This window comes from Paenarthrobacter sp. TYUT067, assembly GCF_023656375.1.
Classification (GTDB): domain Bacteria; phylum Actinomycetota; class Actinomycetes; order Actinomycetales; family Micrococcaceae; genus Arthrobacter.
The window spans coordinates 145,607-164,675 of record NZ_JAMOIT010000005.1; the positions used below are offsets into that span (position 1 = coordinate 145,607).

Annotated in this window: 10 protein-coding genes; 8 read left to right on the forward strand and 2 right to left on the reverse strand. The window is 61.3% G+C overall.

The genetic code is table 11. The features are described 5' to 3' along the window. Positions 1 to 17 precede the first annotated feature (17 nt). The gene (locus MOD31_RS06240; RefSeq protein ID WP_142938364.1) at positions 18 to 512 is read right to left on the reverse strand and encodes an aminoacyl-tRNA deacylase; all 495 of its coding nucleotides are present in this window, start codon (positions 510 to 512) and stop codon (positions 18 to 20) included. Beyond that, positions 512 to 1,711 carry an acetyl-CoA C-acetyltransferase gene (locus MOD31_RS06245; RefSeq protein WP_142938365.1) on the reverse strand — a complete coding sequence of 400 codons (1,200 nt, stop codon included), beginning with the start codon at positions 1,709 to 1,711 and terminating at the stop codon, positions 512 to 514. The genes MOD31_RS06240 and MOD31_RS06245 overlap by 1 nt, the downstream gene beginning before the upstream one ends. Positions 1,712 to 2,152: 441 nt before the next feature. Between MOD31_RS06245 and rpoB the strand changes: the two genes are divergently transcribed. From rpoB to MOD31_RS21905, 8 genes are all read left to right on the forward strand, one after another. Next, the gene (gene rpoB / locus MOD31_RS06250; RefSeq protein WP_142938366.1) at positions 2,153 to 5,659 is read left to right on the forward strand and encodes a DNA-directed RNA polymerase subunit beta; all 3,507 of its coding nucleotides are present in this window, start codon (positions 2,153 to 2,155) and stop codon (positions 5,657 to 5,659) included. Positions 5,660 to 5,762: 103 nt separating this feature from the next. After that, a complete protein-coding gene (locus MOD31_RS06255; RefSeq protein WP_142938367.1) occupies positions 5,763 to 9,662 on the forward strand; it encodes a DNA-directed RNA polymerase subunit beta' in 3,900 nt (1,299 codons plus the stop codon). Positions 9,663 to 10,074: 412 nt separating this feature from the next. Continuing rightward, the gene (rpsL, locus tag MOD31_RS06260; protein WP_009358312.1) at positions 10,075 to 10,449 is read left to right on the forward strand and encodes a 30S ribosomal protein S12; all 375 of its coding nucleotides are present in this window, start codon (positions 10,075 to 10,077) and stop codon (positions 10,447 to 10,449) included. Between the two features lies 1 nt (position 10,450). Further along, positions 10,451 to 10,921, forward strand: a complete 471-nt coding sequence (gene rpsG / locus MOD31_RS06265; RefSeq protein ID WP_003803829.1) for a 30S ribosomal protein S7 — start codon at positions 10,451 to 10,453, stop codon at positions 10,919 to 10,921. Between the two features lie 69 nt (positions 10,922 to 10,990). Further along, positions 10,991 to 13,105 (forward strand): elongation factor G, encoded by a 2,115-nt coding sequence (fusA, locus tag MOD31_RS06270; RefSeq protein ID WP_011775599.1) that lies wholly within the window; start codon positions 10,991 to 10,993, stop codon positions 13,103 to 13,105. A 231-nt stretch (positions 13,106 to 13,336) separates the two neighbouring features. After that, positions 13,337 to 14,527: an elongation factor Tu gene (gene tuf, locus MOD31_RS06275; RefSeq protein ID WP_011775598.1), complete on the forward strand. Its 1,191-nt coding sequence runs from the start codon at positions 13,337 to 13,339 to the stop codon at positions 14,525 to 14,527. 153 nt (positions 14,528 to 14,680) lie between these two features. Continuing rightward, positions 14,681 to 18,907 (forward strand): hypothetical protein, encoded by a 4,227-nt coding sequence (locus tag MOD31_RS06280; RefSeq protein WP_250820124.1) that lies wholly within the window; start codon positions 14,681 to 14,683, stop codon positions 18,905 to 18,907. 28 nt (positions 18,908 to 18,935) lie between these two features. Further along, entirely contained in the window at positions 18,936 to 19,061 is a 126-nt protein-coding gene (locus tag MOD31_RS21905; protein WP_261609405.1) for a hypothetical protein, read from the forward strand. The last annotated feature ends 8 nt before the right edge of the window (positions 19,062 to 19,069 follow it).

Consider the following 19,069-nt stretch of genomic DNA (forward strand, 5'->3'; position numbering starts at 1 on the left):
GCGCGCTTAACTGCGACTTAGTTGGGTTCGCTGATGTCCGCTACTACCGCTCCCAGAGCTGCCGTGAGTGCGTCCGCGTCCACAAACGCACTCCGGCCGTGCGCGCCGGCACCCATGGAGATCCGACGCCCGGTGATGGTGGCGTCGGCGTACACCGGCCATGGGGTGGTGCTGCCCAACGGGGTGATGGTGCCGCGTTCATAGCCGGTGGCGGCCAGGGCGACGTCGGCGTGGGGGAGTGAGAGCTTGTTGACGCCCAGCAGGGCGCGCAGCTTGGGCCAGGAAATTTGCCGATCTCCGGGTATCAGCGCGAACAAGAAGCTGCCATCCTTGTGCTTGACCACCAGCGACTTCACGATGTCTGCGGGGCTTATGCCCAGGATTGCGGCGGCCTCTTCGAGGCTGCGGGCAGCCGGGCGCTCGACGACGTCGACGTCCAGTCCGCGCGCCGCGGCGTCGGACAGGAAACGTTCCGCACCTGCCATCCCGGGTGCAGCCACTCCCTCAGCCATCAGTCGCGGTACAAGAGGAGGGCTTCACCCTGGCCTCCGCCTCCGCAGAGGGAGACAGCCGCTTTCCCTGTTCCCCTGCGTTTGAGCTCGTGCGCGGCGTGCAGTGCCAACCGCGCTCCCGATGCTCCAATGGGGTGGCCCAAGGCGATGGCGCCGCCGTGGATGTTGCACTTCTCCAGTGGGTAGCGGAGGTCTTTGAGGGACTGGACGGCCACCGAGCCGAAGGCCTCGTTGATTTCGATGAAATCCAGGTCCTCCGCCGTCCAGCCAGCCCGCTTCAGAGCTTGGGCAATAGCGTTGGATGGTTGGGAGTGCAGCGAATTATCGGGGCCGGCTACCTGGCCGGGCTTTCCCACGACGGCCAGGAAGTCCAACCCGTTGTCCGTGGCGAAGCGGCGGCTGGTCAGCACCAACGCGGAGGCGCCGTCGGACAGGGGAGAGGAGTTGCCGGCTGTGATGGTGCCGTCGGTGGCGAAAGCGGCCTTGAGCGGCGCCAAGGTTTCCAAGGAAGTGTTGGGTCGAACGCCTTCATCCGTGGTGAGTACCACGGGATCTCCCTTGCGCTGCTTGACGCTTACCGGGGCGATTTCGACGTCGAAGATTCCGTCCGCGATAGCGGCAGCGGCGCGCTGGTGGGAAGCAGCCGCTACTTCATCCTGGGATTTGCGGTCAATGCCGAGTGTCACGTTCTTGGTTTCTGTGGACAGACCCATGGACTGCCCGTCGAACGCGTCCGTGAGGCCGTCATGGGCAGCAACGTCCAGGGCCTGAATGGCGCCATAGGTCCAGCCCTGCCGCGAGCCAGGCAGGAGGTGGGGTGCCCGGGTCATGGATTCCTGGCCTCCGGCGACGACCACCGTGGCATCGCCGCTGCGGATCATGCGCGCGGCATCAATGACGGCGGTGAGCCCGGAGAGGCAGACCTTGTTGATGGTGACGGCAGGGATGTTCCAACCAACACCGGCGGCGATGGCGCTTTGCCGGGCCGGATTTTGGCCCGTGCCGGCCTGAAGCACCTGGCCCATGATGACGGCGTCCACCTGTTCGGCTTTGACCCCGCTGGCCGCCAAAGCGGCGGTGATGGCATGAGCGCCAAGGTCGACGGCGGTGAATCCCGCCAATTGTCCGTTGAGCCGACCCTGTGGGGTGCGGGAAGCAGCAAGGATGACAACGTCATTGTCGTCAGCGGAGTTGGTCATGGTCTCTCTTCCGATCCGGGAGTGGTGTAGCAAGGCTATCGCGGAGTGCGCTCGAGCCCACTTCTTCAACAACTGCGTTGATCATCCCATTCCTTGCCTGCTCTCCTCTGACAGTTCGGCCTTCACGGTTCGGCGAATTTTCGCTGGCATTGGTGCCCGCAGCAACCGTGCTTGCAATCACGGACGATCTGGGGTAGACAGAAAGGCTACTTTGCCGTATCGTAGATATTTGCGTCTTCCCTGTTAACCTTCAGCCTTCATATAGCGGTGGGCTTTACCTCTCAGCTGCGTCATTGACGTGCCGTTCCGAAACGTGCACTGTCATAAGCGGACTGGGTCCGGGTCATATAGCGGAACCGGAACAAGTATTCTGCGGAGCACTCTGCAGGATGCAAACGGGGGAGATCTGAAAACGCCTGAAGGTCTGTGGAAGGATCCCTCTTGGTCGCCTCGAGCACCTCTAATAACGAAACCGCTAACACGGCAAGCACCGATGGTGCCACCCGCCGCCTCTCATTCGCAAAGATTCACGAACCGCTTGACGTTCCGAATCTTCTCGCCCTGCAGACAGACAGCTTTGACTGGCTGGTCGGAAACGAACGCTGGCAGGCGCGGGTAGCGAAGGCTGTCGAGGAGGGCGACCTCAGCGTCGCCACCACCTCCGGACTTGCCGACATCTTCGAAGAGATCTCCCCCATCGAGGATTTCCAGGGCACCATGTCCTTGAGCTTCTCCGAACCGGAGTTCGCTGACCCGAAGTACACCATGGCCGAATGCAAAGACCGTGACGCCACTTACTCGGCACCGCTGTATGTCAAGGCCGAGTTCATGAACAACAACACGGGCGAAATCAAGCAGCAGACCGTGTTCATGGGCGACTTCCCCCTCATGACTGAGAAGGGTACGTTCGTCGTCAACGGCACCGAGCGTGTTGTTGTCTCCCAGTTGGTCCGCTCACCGGGCGCCTACTTTGAGCGCACGGCTGACAAGACCAGTGACAAGGACATCTTCACTGCGAAGATCATCCCGTCCCGTGGTGCATGGTTCGAACTTGAAATCGACAAGCGCGACCAGGTCGGCGTACGCCTCGACCGTAAGCGCAAGCAGTCGGTCACGGTTCTCCTGAAGGCCCTCGGCTGGACCGAAGGCCAGATCCTGGAAGAGTTCGGCCAGTACGACTCCATGCGTGCAACGCTGGAGAAGGACGCCACCGAAACCCGCGAAGATGCGCTTCTGGACATCTACCGCAAGCTGCGTCCGGGCGAGCCGCCCACAGTTGAGGCTGCCCAGTCCCTGCTGGACAACCTGTACTTCAACGCCAAGCGCTACGATCTTGCCAAGGTTGGCCGTTACAAGATCAACCGCAAGCTCGGCATCGACCGTTCCCTTGGTGACAAGGAAGCTTCGGTCCTGCACGTTGAAGACATCGTCGCCATGATCAAGTTCCTCGTCGCGCTTCACGCCGGCGAGAAGACCCTCATGGGCAAGCGCGACGGCGAAGACCACGAACTTCGCGTCGACGTCGACGACATCGACCACTTCGGCAACCGTCGCATCCGCGCCGTGGGCGAACTGATCGAGAACCAGGTCCGCACCGGCCTCTCCCGCATGGAACGCGTCGTTCGCGAACGCATGACCACGCAGGACGTCGAGGCCATCACGCCGCAGACACTGATCAACATCCGTCCCGTTGTGGCAGCCATCAAGGAGTTCTTCGGAACCTCCCAGCTGTCGCAGTTCATGGACCAGAACAACCCGCTTTCGGGTCTGACCCACAAGCGCCGCCTGTCGGCACTTGGCCCGGGTGGTCTGTCCCGTGACCGTGCAGGCATGGAAGTTCGAGACGTTCACCCGTCCCACTACGGACGTATGTGCCCCATCGAAACCCCTGAAGGCCCGAACATTGGTCTGATCGGCTCGCTGGCTTCCTACGGCCGCATCAACCCGTTCGGCTTCATTGAGACGCCGTACCGTCTGGTTTCCGAAGGCGTCGTTTCCGATGAGGTCCAGTACCTCACGGCTGACGACGAAGCAGAGGTCCTGATCGCACAGGCCAACGCTCCGCTGGACGCTGACAAGAAGTTCGCGGAAGAGACCGTGCTTGTCCGTGCCCGTGGTGGTGGAGGCGAGCCCGTTCTGGTTCCCGCTGCAGACGTTCAGTTCATGGACGTTTCCCCGCGCCAGATGGTTTCCGTGGCAACCGCCCTGATTCCGTTCCTCGAGCATGACGATGCCAACCGTGCACTCATGGGTGCCAACATGCAGCGTCAGGCCGTGCCCCTGGTCCGTTCCGAGGCTCCTTTCGTGGGCACCGGCATGGAACGCGCAGCAGCAGTCGACGCCGGTGACGTTGTCATCGCGAAGAAGGCAGGTGTGGTTACCGAGGTTTCCGCCGAGCTCGTTGTGATGATCAACGATGACGGTACCGAGACCAACTACCGCATCAACAAGTTCGCCCGTTCCAACCAGGGCAACTGCTACAACCACCGCGTGTTGGTCAACGAAGGCCAGCGCCTGGAAGTTGGCGGCATCATCGCCGACGGTCCCGCAACGGACCAGGGTGAGCTTGCCCTCGGTAAGAACCTGCTTGTGGCATTCATGTCATGGGAGGGCCACAACTTCGAGGACGCCATCATCCTGTCCCAGCGCATTGTTGCTGAGGATGTTCTTTCCTCCATCCACATCGAGGAGCACGAAATTGATGCCCGCGACACCAAGCTTGGTGCCGAGGAAATCACCCGTGATATCCCCAACGTGTCCGAGGAAGTCCTTGCAGGACTGGACGAGCGCGGCATCATCCACATCGGTGCCGAGGTTGAAGCCGGCGACATCCTGGTCGGAAAGGTCACCCCTAAGGGTGAAACCGAACTGACCCCGGAAGAGCGCCTCCTCCGCGCCATCTTCGGTGAGAAGTCCCGCGAAGTCCGAGACACCTCCCTGAAGGTGCCCCACGGCGAGTCCGGTACGGTCATCGGCGTGCGCGTCTTCGACCGCGACAACGACGACGAACTGCCCCCGGGCGTGAACCAGCTGGTCCGCGTCTACGTTGCAGCCAAGCGTAAGATCACCGACGGCGACAAGCTCGCCGGCCGTCACGGCAACAAGGGTGTTATCTCCAAGATCCTCCCGATCGAGGACATGCCCTTCCTTGCAGACGGTACCCCGGTGGACATCGTCCTGAACCCCCTTGGTGTTCCGGGTCGAATGAACGTTGGACAGGTCCTGGAAACCCACCTCGGTTGGGTTGCCAAGACCGGTTGGAAGATCGAAGGCGAGCCGGAGTGGGTCAAGAACCTGCCCAACCTGCCCCGTGAAACCGGCCAGACCACCGTTGCCACACCGGTGTTCGATGGCGCCCGCGAAGAAGAAATCACGGGCCTTCTTGACTCCACCAACGTGACCCGCGATGGCGATCGCCTGATCGATTCCTCCGGCAAGACCCGTCTGTTCGACGGCCGCTCCGGCGAGCCGTTCCCGGACCCGATCTCCGTCGGTTACATGTACATCCTGAAGCTCCACCACTTGGTGGACGACAAGATCCACGCGCGCTCCACCGGCCCGTACTCCATGATCACGCAGCAGCCGCTGGGTGGTAAGGCTCAGTTCGGTGGCCAGCGCTTCGGTGAAATGGAAGTGTGGGCGCTCGAAGCTTACGGCGCTGCTTACACCCTTCAGGAACTCCTCACGATCAAGTCCGATGACATCCATGGTCGTGTGAAGGTCTACGAAGCCATCGTCAAGGGCGAGAACATCCCTGAGCCTGGCGTTCCCGAGTCCTTCAAGGTCTTGATCAAGGAAATGCAGTCGTTGTGCCTGAACGTGGAAGTTCTTTCCACGGACGGAACCACGATCGAAATGCGTGACTCTGATGACGCAGTCTTCACGGCTGCGGAAGAACTGGGCATCGATCTGTCTCGTGCAGAGCCCAGTTCCGTAGAAGAGGTTTAGCAGCTGTTCCGGCGGACAGCTTCAACAACTGTCCGTCGGAACAACTCCCTCTTCCCGTAACCAAGACTTCAGAATTTAGAGAACAAGAGAGAACAGGGACCATATGTCCAGCGAATCCTCCTTCGGCCTCATGCAGATCGGCCTCGCCACCGCGGAAGACATCCGCGGATGGTCTTACGGTGAGGTCAAGAAGCCGGAAACCATCAACTACCGCACGCTCAAGCCTGAGAAGGACGGCCTCTTCTGCGAGAAGATCTTTGGCCCGTCCCGCGACTGGGAATGCTACTGCGGTAAGTACAAGCGCGTCCGCTTCAAGGGCATCATTTGCGAGCGTTGTGGCGTTGAAGTCACCCGTGCCAAGGTGCGCCGTGAGCGCATGGGCCACATCGAGCTGGCCGCGCCTGTAACCCACATCTGGTACTTCAAGGGCGTCCCCTCGCGCTTGGGTTACCTTTTGGACCTGGCACCGAAGGACCTTGAGAAGGTCATCTACTTCGCTGCCTACATGATCACCAGCGTTGACACCGAGAGCCGTCACGCAGAACTGCCGAACCTCCAGGTTGAGCACGACCTCGAGAAGAAGCAGATGGTGGACAACCGCGACAGCGACATCGCCACGATCGCCCGCGACCTTGAAGACGAGCTTGCCCGTCTTGAAGGCGAAGGCGCCAAGGCTGCCGACAAGAAGAAGGCCCGCGACTCTGCTGACCGCCAGATGGCGAACGTCCGTAAGCGTGCCGACGCCGACATCGAGCGCCTTGAGCAGGTTTGGGACCGCTTCAAGAACCTCAAGGTTGCTGACCTTGAAGGTGACGAAGGCCTGTACCGCGAACTGCGCGACCGTTACGGACTGTACTTCGAGGGCTCCATGGGTGCCGAGGCGATCAAGAAGCGCCTCGAGACCTTTGACATGCAGGCTGAAGCCGAGTCACTGCGCGACACCATCCAGAACGGCAAGGGCCAGCGCAAGACGCGTGCCCTGAAGCGCCTGAAGGTTGTCAACGCGTTCCTGACCACCAACAACAGCCCGCTCGGCATGGTTCTCGACGCCGTCCCGGTGATCCCGCCGGAACTGCGCCCGATGGTCCAGCTGGACGGTGGCCGCTTCGCGACCTCCGACCTCAACGACCTCTACCGTCGCGTGATCAACCGCAACAACCGCCTCAAGCGACTGCTTGACCTCGGTGCTCCGGAGATCATCGTCAACAACGAGAAGCGCATGCTTCAGGAAGCTGTTGACAGCCTCTTCGACAACGGTCGTCGTGGCCGCCCCGTTACGGGTCCGGGTAACCGTCCCTTGAAGTCCCTGAGCGACATGCTCAAGGGCAAGCAGGGTCGTTTCCGCCAGAACCTCCTCGGCAAGCGCGTTGACTACTCGGGTCGTTCGGTTATCGTCGTCGGCCCGCAGCTGAAGCTGCACCAGTGTGGTCTGCCCAAGCAGATGGCATTGGAGCTCTTCAAGCCGTTCGTGATGAAGCGCCTGGTTGACCTCAACCACGCACAGAACATCAAGTCGGCCAAGCGCATGGTTGAGCGTTACCGTCCGCAGGTTTGGGACGTGCTGGAAGAGATCATCACCGAACACCCGGTGCTGCTCAACCGTGCACCTACCCTTCACCGCCTCGGCATCCAGGCCTTCGAACCCCAGCTTGTGGAAGGCAAGGCAATCCAGCTTCACCCGTTGGTTTGTGGCGCCTTCAACGCTGACTTCGACGGCGACCAGATGGCAGTCCACCTGCCGCTGAGCCCGGAAGCCCAGGCCGAAGCACGCATCCTGATGCTGTCCTCGAACAACATCCTGAAGCCCTCTGATGGCCGTCCGGTGACCCTTCCTTCGCAGGATATGATCATCGGCCTGTACCACCTGACCACCAAGCGCGTCGGCTCCGCCGGCGAAGGCCGCATCTTCTCCTCGGTTTCGGAAGCCATCATGGCCTACGATGCCCGTGATCTGCACCTGAACTCCCAGGTCAAGATCCGCTTGGACGACTTCGTGCCTTACGCAGGATGGGAAGCTCCGGAAGGTTGGGAGCCCGGTCAGCCGGCTCTCGTTGAAACCTCCCTGGGCCAGGTCATCTTCAACCAGACGCTGCCTGAGGATTACCCGTGGGTTGAGGCTGTTGCAGATAAGGGCGAACTGTCCCGTATCGTCAACGACCTCGCCGAGCGCTACCCGAAGGTTGTTACCGCGGCAACGCTGGACAACTTGAAGGACGCCGGTTTCTACTGGGCCACCCGTTCGGGTGTCACGGTTGCCATCTCTGACATCGAGGTGCCTACTTCCAAGCCTGCCATCCTGGCCGGTTACGAGAACATGGCCGCCAAGATCCAGGGCCAGTACGACAAGGGCCTGATCGACGACGACGAGCGTCGCCAGGAACTGATCGAAATCTGGAACAAGGCAACCAACGAAATCGCCCAGGCGATGCGTGACAGCCTGTCCCCGATGAACACCATCAACCGCATGGTGTCCTCCGGTGCACGTGGTAACTGGATGCAGGTCCGCCAGATCGCGGGTATCCGTGGTCTTGTGGCCAACCCGAAGGGTGAGATCATTCCTCGCCCGATCAAGTCCTCCTACCGCGAGGGCCTGTCGGTTCTGGAATACTTCATCGCCACGCACGGTGCCCGTAAGGGTCTGGCCGATACCGCTCTGCGTACTGCCAACTCGGGTTACCTGACCCGTCGTCTGGTGGACGTTTCGCAGGATGTCATCGTCCGCGAAGAGGACTGTGGTACCGAACGCGGTCTGGTCACTCCGATCGCCGTGCCGGATTCCAACGGTGAGCTCGTCCTGGACGAGAACGTCGAGAACAGCGCCTACGCACGTACGCTGGCTGTCGACGTCGTCGATGCCCAGGGCAACGTCCTGGCTGCTGGCGGCACCGACTGCGGCGACGTCGTTATCGACCAGCTGCTGGCTGCAGGCATCACCGAGGTCAAGGTCCGCTCCGTACTCACGTGTGAGTCCAAGGTGGGCACGTGTGCACTCTGCTACGGCCGTTCGCTGGCTACCGGTAAGACCGTGGACATCGGCGAGGCCGTGGGCATCATTGCCGCACAGTCCATCGGTGAGCCCGGTACACAGCTGACCATGCGTACGTTCCACACCGGTGGTGCTGTTTCCGCCGGTGGCGGCGACGACATCACCCAGGGTCTGCCCCGTATCCAGGAGCTCTTCGAAGCCCGTACTCCGAAGGGTGTGGCACCGATTGCAGAAGCAGCCGGCCGCATCACCATCGAAGAGTCCGAGCGCCAGATGCGCCTTGTCATCACTCCGGACGATGGTTCCGAAGAGATTGCCTACCCGGTGCTCCGCCGTTCACGTTTGCTCATCGAAGATGGCGATCACGTAAGCGTCGGCCAGAAGCTGATCAACGGTCCTGTGGACCCGAAGCAGGTTCTGCGCATCATGGGCCCGCGTGCTGCACAGAAGTTCCTTGTGGACGAAGTTCAGGGCGTGTACCGCAGCCAGGGTATTGGTATCCACGACAAGCACGTCGAGGTTATCGTCCGCCAGATGCTGCGCCGCGTGACCGTCATCGAATCCGGCGACTCCGACCTGCTCCCCGGTGAGCTTGCAGAGCGCGCCCGCTTCGAGGACGAGAACCGCCGCGTCGTGTCCGAGGGCAAGGCGCCGGCGTCCGGTCGTCCGGAACTCATGGGTATCACCAAGGCTTCCTTGGCTACCGAGTCCTGGCTGTCGGCTGCTTCCTTCCAGGAAACCACCCGCGTCCTGACGCAGGCGGCTATGGAAGGCAAGAGCGATCCTCTGCTCGGCCTCAAGGAAAACGTCATCATCGGTAAGCTCATCCCGGCTGGTACGGGTCTGCCCCGCTACACAGAGGTCACTGTGGAGCCGACGGAAGAAGCAAAGGCAAGCCTGTTCACGGGCCCCAGCGCTTTCACCGACTTCTCCTATGACGCCCTGGGTGGCGACGGTGCGCCTGAGTTCCACGCCATCCCGCTGGATGACTACGATCTCGGTAACGATTTCCGCTGACGCGTGAGTTGACGCCAAAAGGCCAGGCCCCGCACTTTCGAGTGCGGGGCCTGGCCCTTTAACGCCGCCTTTTCGGGCGGGAACCCGGGGGAGTGGAGGACGACGGCGGCGCCCGGCTTCCGCCGTCGTCCTCCATACACCCGATTAAGGCGCTAGATCAAGCCGTGCTAGACTTTTGGTAATTGTTCTGTGTGGCAGTGGATGAAGGCCGCCGCAGCATCATTTTGGTTTTGTTCTCATGGTGCTGGGTGGAGCCTGTTTCCGGGTTGCGGGCAACATGCGCAACGAATGCCGCACTTTTGCACGCCTACCGGAGTTTCGGCCGGCTGCACGAGCAACGCCAAAGTTCCCACGTTTACACAGGCTGGCGCCTGTGTGTGGGGGCAGAGATCAAACAACGGAGAACACGAAAGTGCCTACGATTAACCAGCTGGTCCGCAAGGGCCGCACGCCGAAGGTCTCCAAGACCAAGGCTCCCGCGCTGAAGGGCAGCCCGATGCGCCGCGGTGTTTGCACCCGCGTTTACACCACCACCCCCAAGAAGCCGAACTCGGCTCTCCGTAAGGTGGCACGTGTGCGCCTCAACGGTGGCGTAGAAGTTACCGCCTACATCCCCGGTGTTGGCCACAACCTCCAGGAGCACTCCATCGTGCTCGTCCGTGGTGGTCGTGTTAAGGACCTTCCGGGTGTCCGCTACAAGATCGTCCGCGGCGCACTCGACACCCAGGGTGTCAAGAACCGCAAGCAGGCTCGCAGCCGTTACGGCGCAAAGATGGAGAAGAAGTAATATGCCTCGCAAGGGTCCGGCCCCGAAGCGGCCGCTAGTTTCCGATCCCGTTTACGGCTCCCCGTTGGTCACGCAGCTGATCAACAAGGTTCTTGTCGACGGCAAGAAGTCCACCGCAGAGCGCATCGTTTACGGTGCACTCGAAGGTGCACGTGCCAAGTCCGGCGGCGACCCCGTTGCCGCTCTCAAGAAGGCCATGGACAACGTCAAGCCTTCTCTCGAGGTGCGTTCACGCCGTGTTGGTGGCGCTACCTACCAGGTTCCGGTTGAGGTCAAGCCGGGTCGCTCCACCGCTCTCGCTCTGCGTTGGCTCGTGGGCTACTCCAAGGCCCGCCGCGAGAAGACCATGACCGAGCGCCTCCAGAACGAAATCCTGGATGCCTCAAATGGTCTTGGTGCCGCTGTGAAGCGTCGCGAAGACACCCACAAGATGGCCGAGTCCAACAAGGCCTTCGCACACTACCGCTGGTAAAAACTTTCCGGACGCCGCCGGCTCACTGAGCCGGCGGCGAACGTGTAGTCCATCCGAAAGGGAGACCCCGTGGCACAGGACGTGCTTACCGACCTTAATAAGGTCCGCAACATCGGCATCATGGCCCACATCGATGCCGGCAAGACCACCACTACCGAGCGCATCCTGTTCTACACGGGTGTGAACCACAAGATCGGCGAGACGCACGACGGCGCTTCGACGACTGACTGGATGGAACAGGAAAAGGAACGCGGCATCACCATCACGTCTGCCGCCGTGACTTGCTTCTGGGACAAGAACCAGATCAACATCATTGACACCCCGGGCCACGTTGACTTCACGGTTGAGGTTGAGCGCTCCCTGCGCGTCCTCGACGGTGCAGTGGCAGTGTTCGATGGCAAGGAAGGCGTGGAGCCGCAGTCCGAGACTGTTTGGCGCCAGGCCGACAAGTACAACGTTCCGCGTATCTGCTTTGTCAACAAGATGGACAAGCTGGGTGCTGACTTCTACTTCACCGTAGATACCATCATCTCCCGCCTTGGTGCCAAGCCGCTGGTTATGCAGCTGCCCATTGGCGCTGAGAACGACTTCATCGGTGTTGTTGACCTCCTCGAAATGCGCGCCCTGGTTTGGCCTGGCGACGCAAAGGGTGACGTCACCATGGGCGCTTCCTACGAAGTGCAGGAAATCCCGGCGGATCTCCAGGCCAAGGCCGAAGAGTACCGTGCACAGCTCGTTGAGACTGTGGCCGAGGCTTCCGAAGAACTTATGGAGAAGTACCTCGAAGGTGAAGAACTCACCCTCGAAGAGATCAAAGCCGGCATCCGCAAGATGACCATCAACTCTGAGCTCTACCCGGTCTTCTGTGGTTCTGCCTTCAAGAACCGCGGTGTCCAGCCGATGCTTGACGCTGTTGTTGACTTCCTGCCGAACCCGCTCGACGTCCCGCCGATGATCGGTCACGATCCTCGCGACGAAGAGAAGGAACTCACCCGCAAGCCCTCTGCTGACGAGCCGTTCTCGGCCCTCGCCTTCAAGATTGCTGCGCACCCGTTCTTCGGTCAGCTGACCTTCGTTCGCGTGTACTCCGGTCACGTCGAGGCGGGCGCCCAGGTGGTTAACTCCACCAAGGGCAAGAAGGAACGCATCGGCAAGCTGTTCCAGATGCACGCCAACAAGGAAATGCCTGTTGAGGGCGCTACCGCCGGCCACATCTACGCAGCTATCGGTCTGAAGGACACCACCACGGGCGACACCCTGTGTGATGCCAACAACCAGATCGTCCTCGAGTCCATGAGCTTCCCGGAGCCCGTGATCTCTGTTGCGATCGAGCCCAACACCAAGGGTGACCAGGAGAAGCTCTCCACGGCCATCCAGAAGCTCTCCGCTGAGGACCCGACCTTCCAGGTCTCCCTCAACGAAGACACGGGCCAGACCATCATCGCCGGCATGGGCGAGCTCCACCTGGACATCCTGGTGGACCGCATGCGCCGCGAATTCAAGGTCGAGGCAAACGTTGGCAAGCCGCAGGTTGCTTACCGCGAAACCATCAAGCGCGCCGTTGAGCGCCTTGACTACACGCACAAGAAGCAGACCGGTGGTTCGGGTCAGTTCGCAAAGATCCAGATTGCGATCGAGCCCATGGACACCGCTTCCGGCGAGCTGTACGCGTTCGAAAACAAGGTCACTGGTGGCCGTGTTCCGCGCGAATACATCCCGTCCGTTGACGCTGGTATCCAGGATGCACTGAATGACGGCGTCCTGGCCGGTTACCCGGTTGTCGGCATCAAGGCCACGCTGATTGATGGCGCGTCCCACGATGTTGACTCCTCGGAAATGGCGTTCAAGATCGCCGGACGTATGGCTTTCAAGGAAGCTGCACGCAAGGCGAACCCTGTTCTGCTTGAACCGCTGATGGATGTTGAGGTCCGCACACCTGAGGAATACATGGGTGATGTTATCGGTGACCTTAACGCCCGTCGTGGCCAGATGCAGTCCATGGAAGACGCAGCAGGTGTGAAGGTTATCCGTGCACACGTTCCGCTGTCCGGCATGTTCGGCTACATCGGTGACCTCCGGTCCAAGACCCAGGGTCGCGCTGTGTACTCCATGACGTTCAACAGCTACGCGGAGGTCCCCAAGGCAGTAGCCGACGAGATCATCCAGAAAACCCGCGGCGAGTAATCTCCCGGTAACGGATGCAATTCCGGTATCGGGAAGGCATCTGAGCGCTTGAGGCGGGGCTGCGGCGAGAGCTGCAGCCTGGCCCCTGCGCAAACAGGCTCGAGGAACTACCATTGGTTCCTGAATCTGCAATTTCACCAAAACCAAGCCCCCAAGTAGACTTGCTAAAGTTTCTGCCGCGAAAAGCGCGGCCGAGGAGCACTTCACTTGAAATCGTTCTAGGAGGAACCTGTGGCAAAGGCAAAGTTCGAGCGGACTAAGCCGCACGTCAACATCGGCACCATTGGTCACGTTGACCACGGTAAGACGACGCTGACTGCCGCCATTTCCAAGGTGCTGTACGACCAGTACCCGGATCTCAACGAGCAGCGCGACTTCGCGTCGATCGACTCTGCTCCGGAAGAGCGCCAGCGCGGTATTACCATCAACATCTCCCACGTGGAGTACCAGACCGAGAAGCGCCACTACGCACACGTAGACGCCCCGGGTCACGCTGACTACATCAAGAACATGATCACCGGTGCTGCCCAGATGGACGGCGCAATCCTCGTGGTTGCTGCAACCGATGGTCCGATGGCTCAGACCCGTGAGCACGTTCTGCTCGCCCGCCAGGTTGGTGTTCCCTACCTGCTGGTTGCACTGAACAAGTCCGACATGGTTGATGACGAAGAACTCCTCGACCTCGTCGAAATGGAAGTTCGTGAGCTCCTGAGCTCGCAGGGCTTCGATGGCGATGAGGCTCCGGTTGTTCGCGTTTCCGGTCTCAAGGCTCTGGAAGGCGACCCGGTTTGGGTCAAGTCCGTCCAGGACCTGATGGCAGCAGTCGACGAGTCCGTTCCGGACCCCGTACGTGACCGCGACAAGCCGTTCCTGATGCCGATCGAAGACGTCTTCACGATCACCGGTCGTGGAACCGTTGTTACGGGCCGCGCCGAGCGTGGAACCCTCGCCATCAACTCCGAGGTTGAGATCGTTGGCATCCGCCCGATCCAGAAGACCACGGTTACCGGTATCGAGATGTTCCACAAGCAGCTCGACGAAGCATGGGCCGGCGAGAACTGTGGCCTCCTGCTCCGCGGTCTGAAGCGCGACGATGTCGAGCGTGGCCAGGTTGTCGTCAAGCCGGGTTCCATCACCCCGCACACCGACTTCGAGGCTAACGTCTACATCCTTTCCAAGGACGAAGGCGGACGTCACAACCCGTTCTACTCCAACTACCGCCCGCAGTTCTACTTCCGTACCACGGACGTAACCGGCGTTATCACCCTGCCGGAAGGCACGGAAATGGTTATGCCTGGCGACAACACTGAGATGACCGTTGCGCTCATCCAGCCGATCGCTATGGAAGAGGGCCTCGGCTTCGCTATCCGCGAAGGCGGCCGCACCGTTGGTTCGGGACGTGTTACCAGCATCATCAAGTAGTCTCTACTTGTAGATCGGTGACACTCCGGCCCAGCCGGTAGTTAGCTAAAAGAACCCCACCGCTACGGCGGTGGGGTTCTTTTTGCTACAGTTACTCTATCGAATGGATAAAGGCCGTGCACTTGCTGCGTCCGGCGCAACCAAGGAGCTACCATGACTGCATTTCTCATCCTGCTGCTCGTCGTCATTGTCGGCGGGATTGGCTTTGCAGTCGGGCTTGCGAAGGGACGCCGCGGGACTGCTCATGCCCCTACTGCGGAGCCTCACCACGCAGCCTCCTACCAGGCAGGTTTTCTCGCCGGGCACCTGGCTGGTTGGCGGGATGCTGAGGCCAAGGGGCAGGCATTGGGCGGGTCCGCGGCCGGGAGTCCCGCTCCTGCCTCTGTTAGCCCGCCGGCTCCGTCTGCCCCGTACCGCCCAGTGCCGCCGCCGGCGCCCGCTTTCCACCCGCCTACGCCTCAGCCACCTGCACAACAACAGGCCGCGGCCGCGCAGCAGCCCATCCCACAGCAGCCCGTTCGGCAATGGACTGCTCCCCGGGAACAGGCGACACAACGGGCCGTGCCACCTGTGGCACAACAGCAACCTGGTTTCTACGTCAACCAACCCCCGGTAGTTCGAGAGACTCCTGAGGCCGCCGCTGCGCGCAAGGAAAAGCGCGATCAGCAGAACATCAACATCACGCTCTACGTCGCCAGCCTCCTCTTGGTTGCAGCCGGAGCTTTGTTCCTGGGCACGAGCCTTCCGGCCCTCTTGCGGTTCGTGGGGATCTGGTTCATCACTGCGCTGTTCTATGGTGCAGGCATGGTCATCCACTCGCGCGTACCGCGGCTTCGGCCTGCTGCTGTGGCCTTTGTTGGAACAGGACTTGCGCTGGTTCCGGTCACCGGGTTGGCCATGTACAACTTTGTGCTTCACAACGGCCCGGCGGCATGGTTGGTCACTTCGTTGCTGGGCACCGCAGTCTACGCTTACACCGCAGTGAAGTTGGACAACAAAGTCCTGGCCTTCCTGTCCCTCAGCTTCATCGTCTCAACGGCGTGGTCCGGCGTATCGGTCCTTGGCGGCGCGCTGGTCTGGTACTTCACGGCGCTCATTGGGGTGGCAGTTCTCCTGACAGTAGTGTCCTTGCTGCGTCCTAAGTGGCTTCCGCCTCTTTACGTCCGTCCTCTGATGATGCTGCACCCGGCGTTGGTTCCCCTTGTAGCCGTTGCTGTTACGCTCACCCCTCACCTTTTGTCCAAGGGGGAGTACGCCTGGGTCATGTTGATGTGCGGCATCTACTTCGCCGTGATGTTCTTCGTTCCGCGGGCTCGCTATAGGGTGCAGCACCTCTATGCGGCGCGGGCCGCGCTGACCCTCGCCCTGCTCGGGGTGGTGTGGGATGTCACCGCGAACGTGAGCACGGTGTTGTTGGCCGCCGTCATCTGCCTCGGAGTCCAGGCCTTGGGGGTTGCCTTCGGAGGAAGGAAGTTGCTGCCCCGCTCCTGGTGGGCTGACGCCGTGTCATGTTTGGCGCTGCAACTGATAACTTCAACTATCCTCACCGTGGTGCTGGAGTTCAGGCCGTTCGACCCCCCAAACTATGTTCCTCTCGCTGTGACGATGCTGACTGCCATGGTGATGGGTTGGAAGTTGCGCCAAGGCCTGGAGTTTGCCCCGGCCGCTGTGCTGGGAGTGGGCGGAGCCCTCGGTGCGTTGCTCGGGGCATGGCCCGTCTCGATATTCCTGGGGTCAGCAGCGCTTTACTGGTTCCTGCTGGCACTGACCGCAGCAACCACTTCCCGCCAATACTTGATTCTCGCGGGGAGGATCGCGCTCACCTTGGCTGTGCCTTTGGGGGTAGCCGGTGTGATGACGGGAAATCCGGAACGAACGTCGTACTCCTTGATTGCGCTCGTGGCCGCGGCCGCCGTGCAGCAACTACTGAGCGCCGGGTTGGCACGTGGGGGAGTCCGGCTGTTGGCGCCGCAGGCTTCGGTTGCCGGCTTTGGCGCCGCCGCCGTCGCGGGCCTTCTTGTACTGCCGATATTTGACGACACTTCCGGGCGTCCGGTTGTTGCAGTAGCTGTACTCCTTGTTGTGCTGGCAGGTTTGGTAACGGGACTTCTGATGTTTCCGCCAGTTCGTACGGAATCCGCTGGCAAGGTTGGATGGCGTGCAACAGCGGCCGAAGTCATTGCGCCCGCAACCGCAGTCATCGCGGGCGCAATGGCAACTGCATTCGTGTCGTGGACGTTGGGAAATGGCGTCCTTTTGGCATTGCTTGCCTACTTCGTGGTCACTGCCCTAAGAATCTCCCCGTCCTTCCACAGGCAGTGCTACTGGTGGCTGTCCCGGGCGGCTGGCACGCTGTTGGCGGTCTCGGCTTACGGGGACGCGATGCGCGATGGCTGGAGCATTCGGGTCGCCGGTGAAGTTCCCACCACAGGATTTGTACTGGTGGTGGCGGCCGCGGTCCAGCTGGTCCTTCCCCTCCTTGTCGGCAGCCGACGCCGTTACCCTCGAGCTTCCGTAGCAGATGCCGGTGTTGTGGTTGCCGTCATGGCGGCGGCAACCACGTTCCTTACTGTCACTGGAGCGTTTTCCGGGGGGACCGTTAGGGATAGCTGGCAGCCTGGAGTTGCAGCGGTATCGACTGCCTTGGCGGCCGTCCTCGTCAGTGCGATTCTGCGACGCCACTCCGCTGGCTGGATCTTTGCGCCCGCTGCTTTTGTCCTCCTCCTGGCACTCCGAGGAGGGAACGTCCGGGACGTCGAAATTCTGTTGGGCATCTTTGCCGCCTACAGCGGGTTCATGATGGGCGCGGTTCGCCACCGATTGATCCGCGGTTACTACCTGCTGGCGGTCCGGGTGCTTACCGGCGCCTTCGTCGCGGTGACAGTGGCTGATGTCACGGACTCGGCGACGGCTCTGTCCATTAGCCTCGCTCTGGTTCTTGCCTTGCAGCATGCGTTGACCATGGTCCTGCGAGGGCGAGGCATTGATGTCGCATTCCAGCAGGCAACAGTCCACGCCACCTTGGGTGCCCAGCTATTGCTGCCGTTCTCATACCTGCTCGCAGGGGATTACGACGGCGGAGGCCGCTGGGTAGCGATGCTTGAATTGGCTGTGGCCGCGGCTTCGGCCGCTATTGCATGGCGGATTCTCCGAGCCCGAGGATCCCAGTACTTCGGTACCGCGGCCGTTGTGGCTGGCGTCATCGCTGCTGGGCCGGCCCTCGTGTTCCCAGCTTCAACGTGGCTGTATCAGCCGCTTCTGGACAAGTCTCAAGTCCCTGTTGTCCTGCTCGCCCTGGCTGTTGCCACGGTTGCTGCGCGGGGGATATCCCGCCCGCAGAAGTCGTACGAGGGTTCTGCTGCCGGCGGCGCGGAGCGCTGGTTCTGGCTCATCTCGGCAATGGCATTTACGTTGGTTGGCGGCACTTTGACCTTGGGCATCTCACACTCCCTGACAGGACTGTCGGTACTGGTCCTGGCTGGTGTCTTGTTCGCTGCCTCGCACTTTGAACGGATGCCGGTCCTTTACACCGCAGCTGCCCCGGCTGTGCTGGTAGGGGCGGTGCCCGCCGTCGACGGTTTGTTGGTGGAGCTGCCTGCGGGTGTCTGGAGCGACTACGCTGCCTGGCTTCTTGGCGGAGTGGGGACCGCGGTGCTCCTCTATTCCCTGAGAGTATTTGGCGGAGCGGCCATCAAAGGCAATGACTGGCGACGTAACTCCCTGGCTGCCATTGCGGCCGTGGCGGTTGCAACATCTGCGGCCGTGGGGTTGGGGCGCGATCAAACATCCATGCTGGGATTTGTCCTGGTGGTGGTTACCGGGGTACTGGTTGTGATTGAGGTACCGAACGGGAAGTGGCTGGCAGCGGAGCTTGCGGGGATTGTCTCCGTCGCGGCTCTGCAACGGGCGGTGCTTTTCGTGGACGGATCCAGTCCGGATTTGTTCTGGACCGCGCAATGGTACGTGGTGGCGGGGGCCGTTATAGCAGGGCTGCGCTATGCAAAGGGGCAGCGCGCAGAGGCCCTCCTTCGGCTTTGCCTTGCCGCTGGCTTGCTGTCTCTCATGTCCCTGGGGACCGTCGTCGGCGGTACGTCTTCGCAACAGCTCTACGTACTGGTGGCACACGTCGTGCTTCTGGCAGCGGGCCTGCTCCTGGCTGAACGCGTACTGGTGTGGTGGGGAGCCGTCGCCGTAGCGCTGAGCATTATGTGGGCGCTGCGGTCCTACGCCTTTGCCATGCTCGCGTTGGTCGCCTTGGGTCTGATCGTGCTGGCGGTATGGCGTTTGAATCGGAAGCCGCCCAGCAATACCGGCGGGCCGGTCAAGGGCGGGGATCCGAGCGATGTTTCGCCGGAGCGGACCCGTGACGGAATCCGATAATGTTGCAGTCTACGAAGAGGAGAGCACCATGGAATTTCTGATTTTCCTGGCAGTCATTGCCGCTATCGGTGGCGGGGTGCTGTGGGGTCGAAAGAACTTCAAGAGCGAGATCGAACGCGCCAAGCGGATACGTCGCGCCAACAAGAGCAAGTAGGGTTCGGA

What these genes read in the sequence shown, in the direction of transcription:
- MOD31_RS06240 (WP_142938364.1), bottom strand. Translation starts at nt 512, where the DNA reads ATGGCTGAGGGAGTGGCTGCACCCGGGATGGCAGGTGCGGAACGTTTC.
- MOD31_RS21905 (WP_261609405.1), top strand. Translation starts at nt 18,936, where the DNA reads ATGGAATTTCTGATTTTCCTGGCAGTCATTGCCGCTATCGGTGGCGGG.
- MOD31_RS06255 (WP_142938367.1), top strand. Translation starts at nt 5,763, where the DNA reads ATGTCCAGCGAATCCTCCTTCGGCCTCATGCAGATCGGCCTCGCCACC.
- MOD31_RS06245 (WP_142938365.1), bottom strand. Translation starts at nt 1,711, where the DNA reads ATGACCAACTCCGCTGACGACAATGACGTTGTCATCCTTGCTGCTTCC.
- rpsG (WP_003803829.1), top strand. Translation starts at nt 10,451, where the DNA reads ATGCCTCGCAAGGGTCCGGCCCCGAAGCGGCCGCTAGTTTCCGATCCC.
- MOD31_RS06280 (WP_250820124.1), top strand. Translation starts at nt 14,681, where the DNA reads ATGACTGCATTTCTCATCCTGCTGCTCGTCGTCATTGTCGGCGGGATT.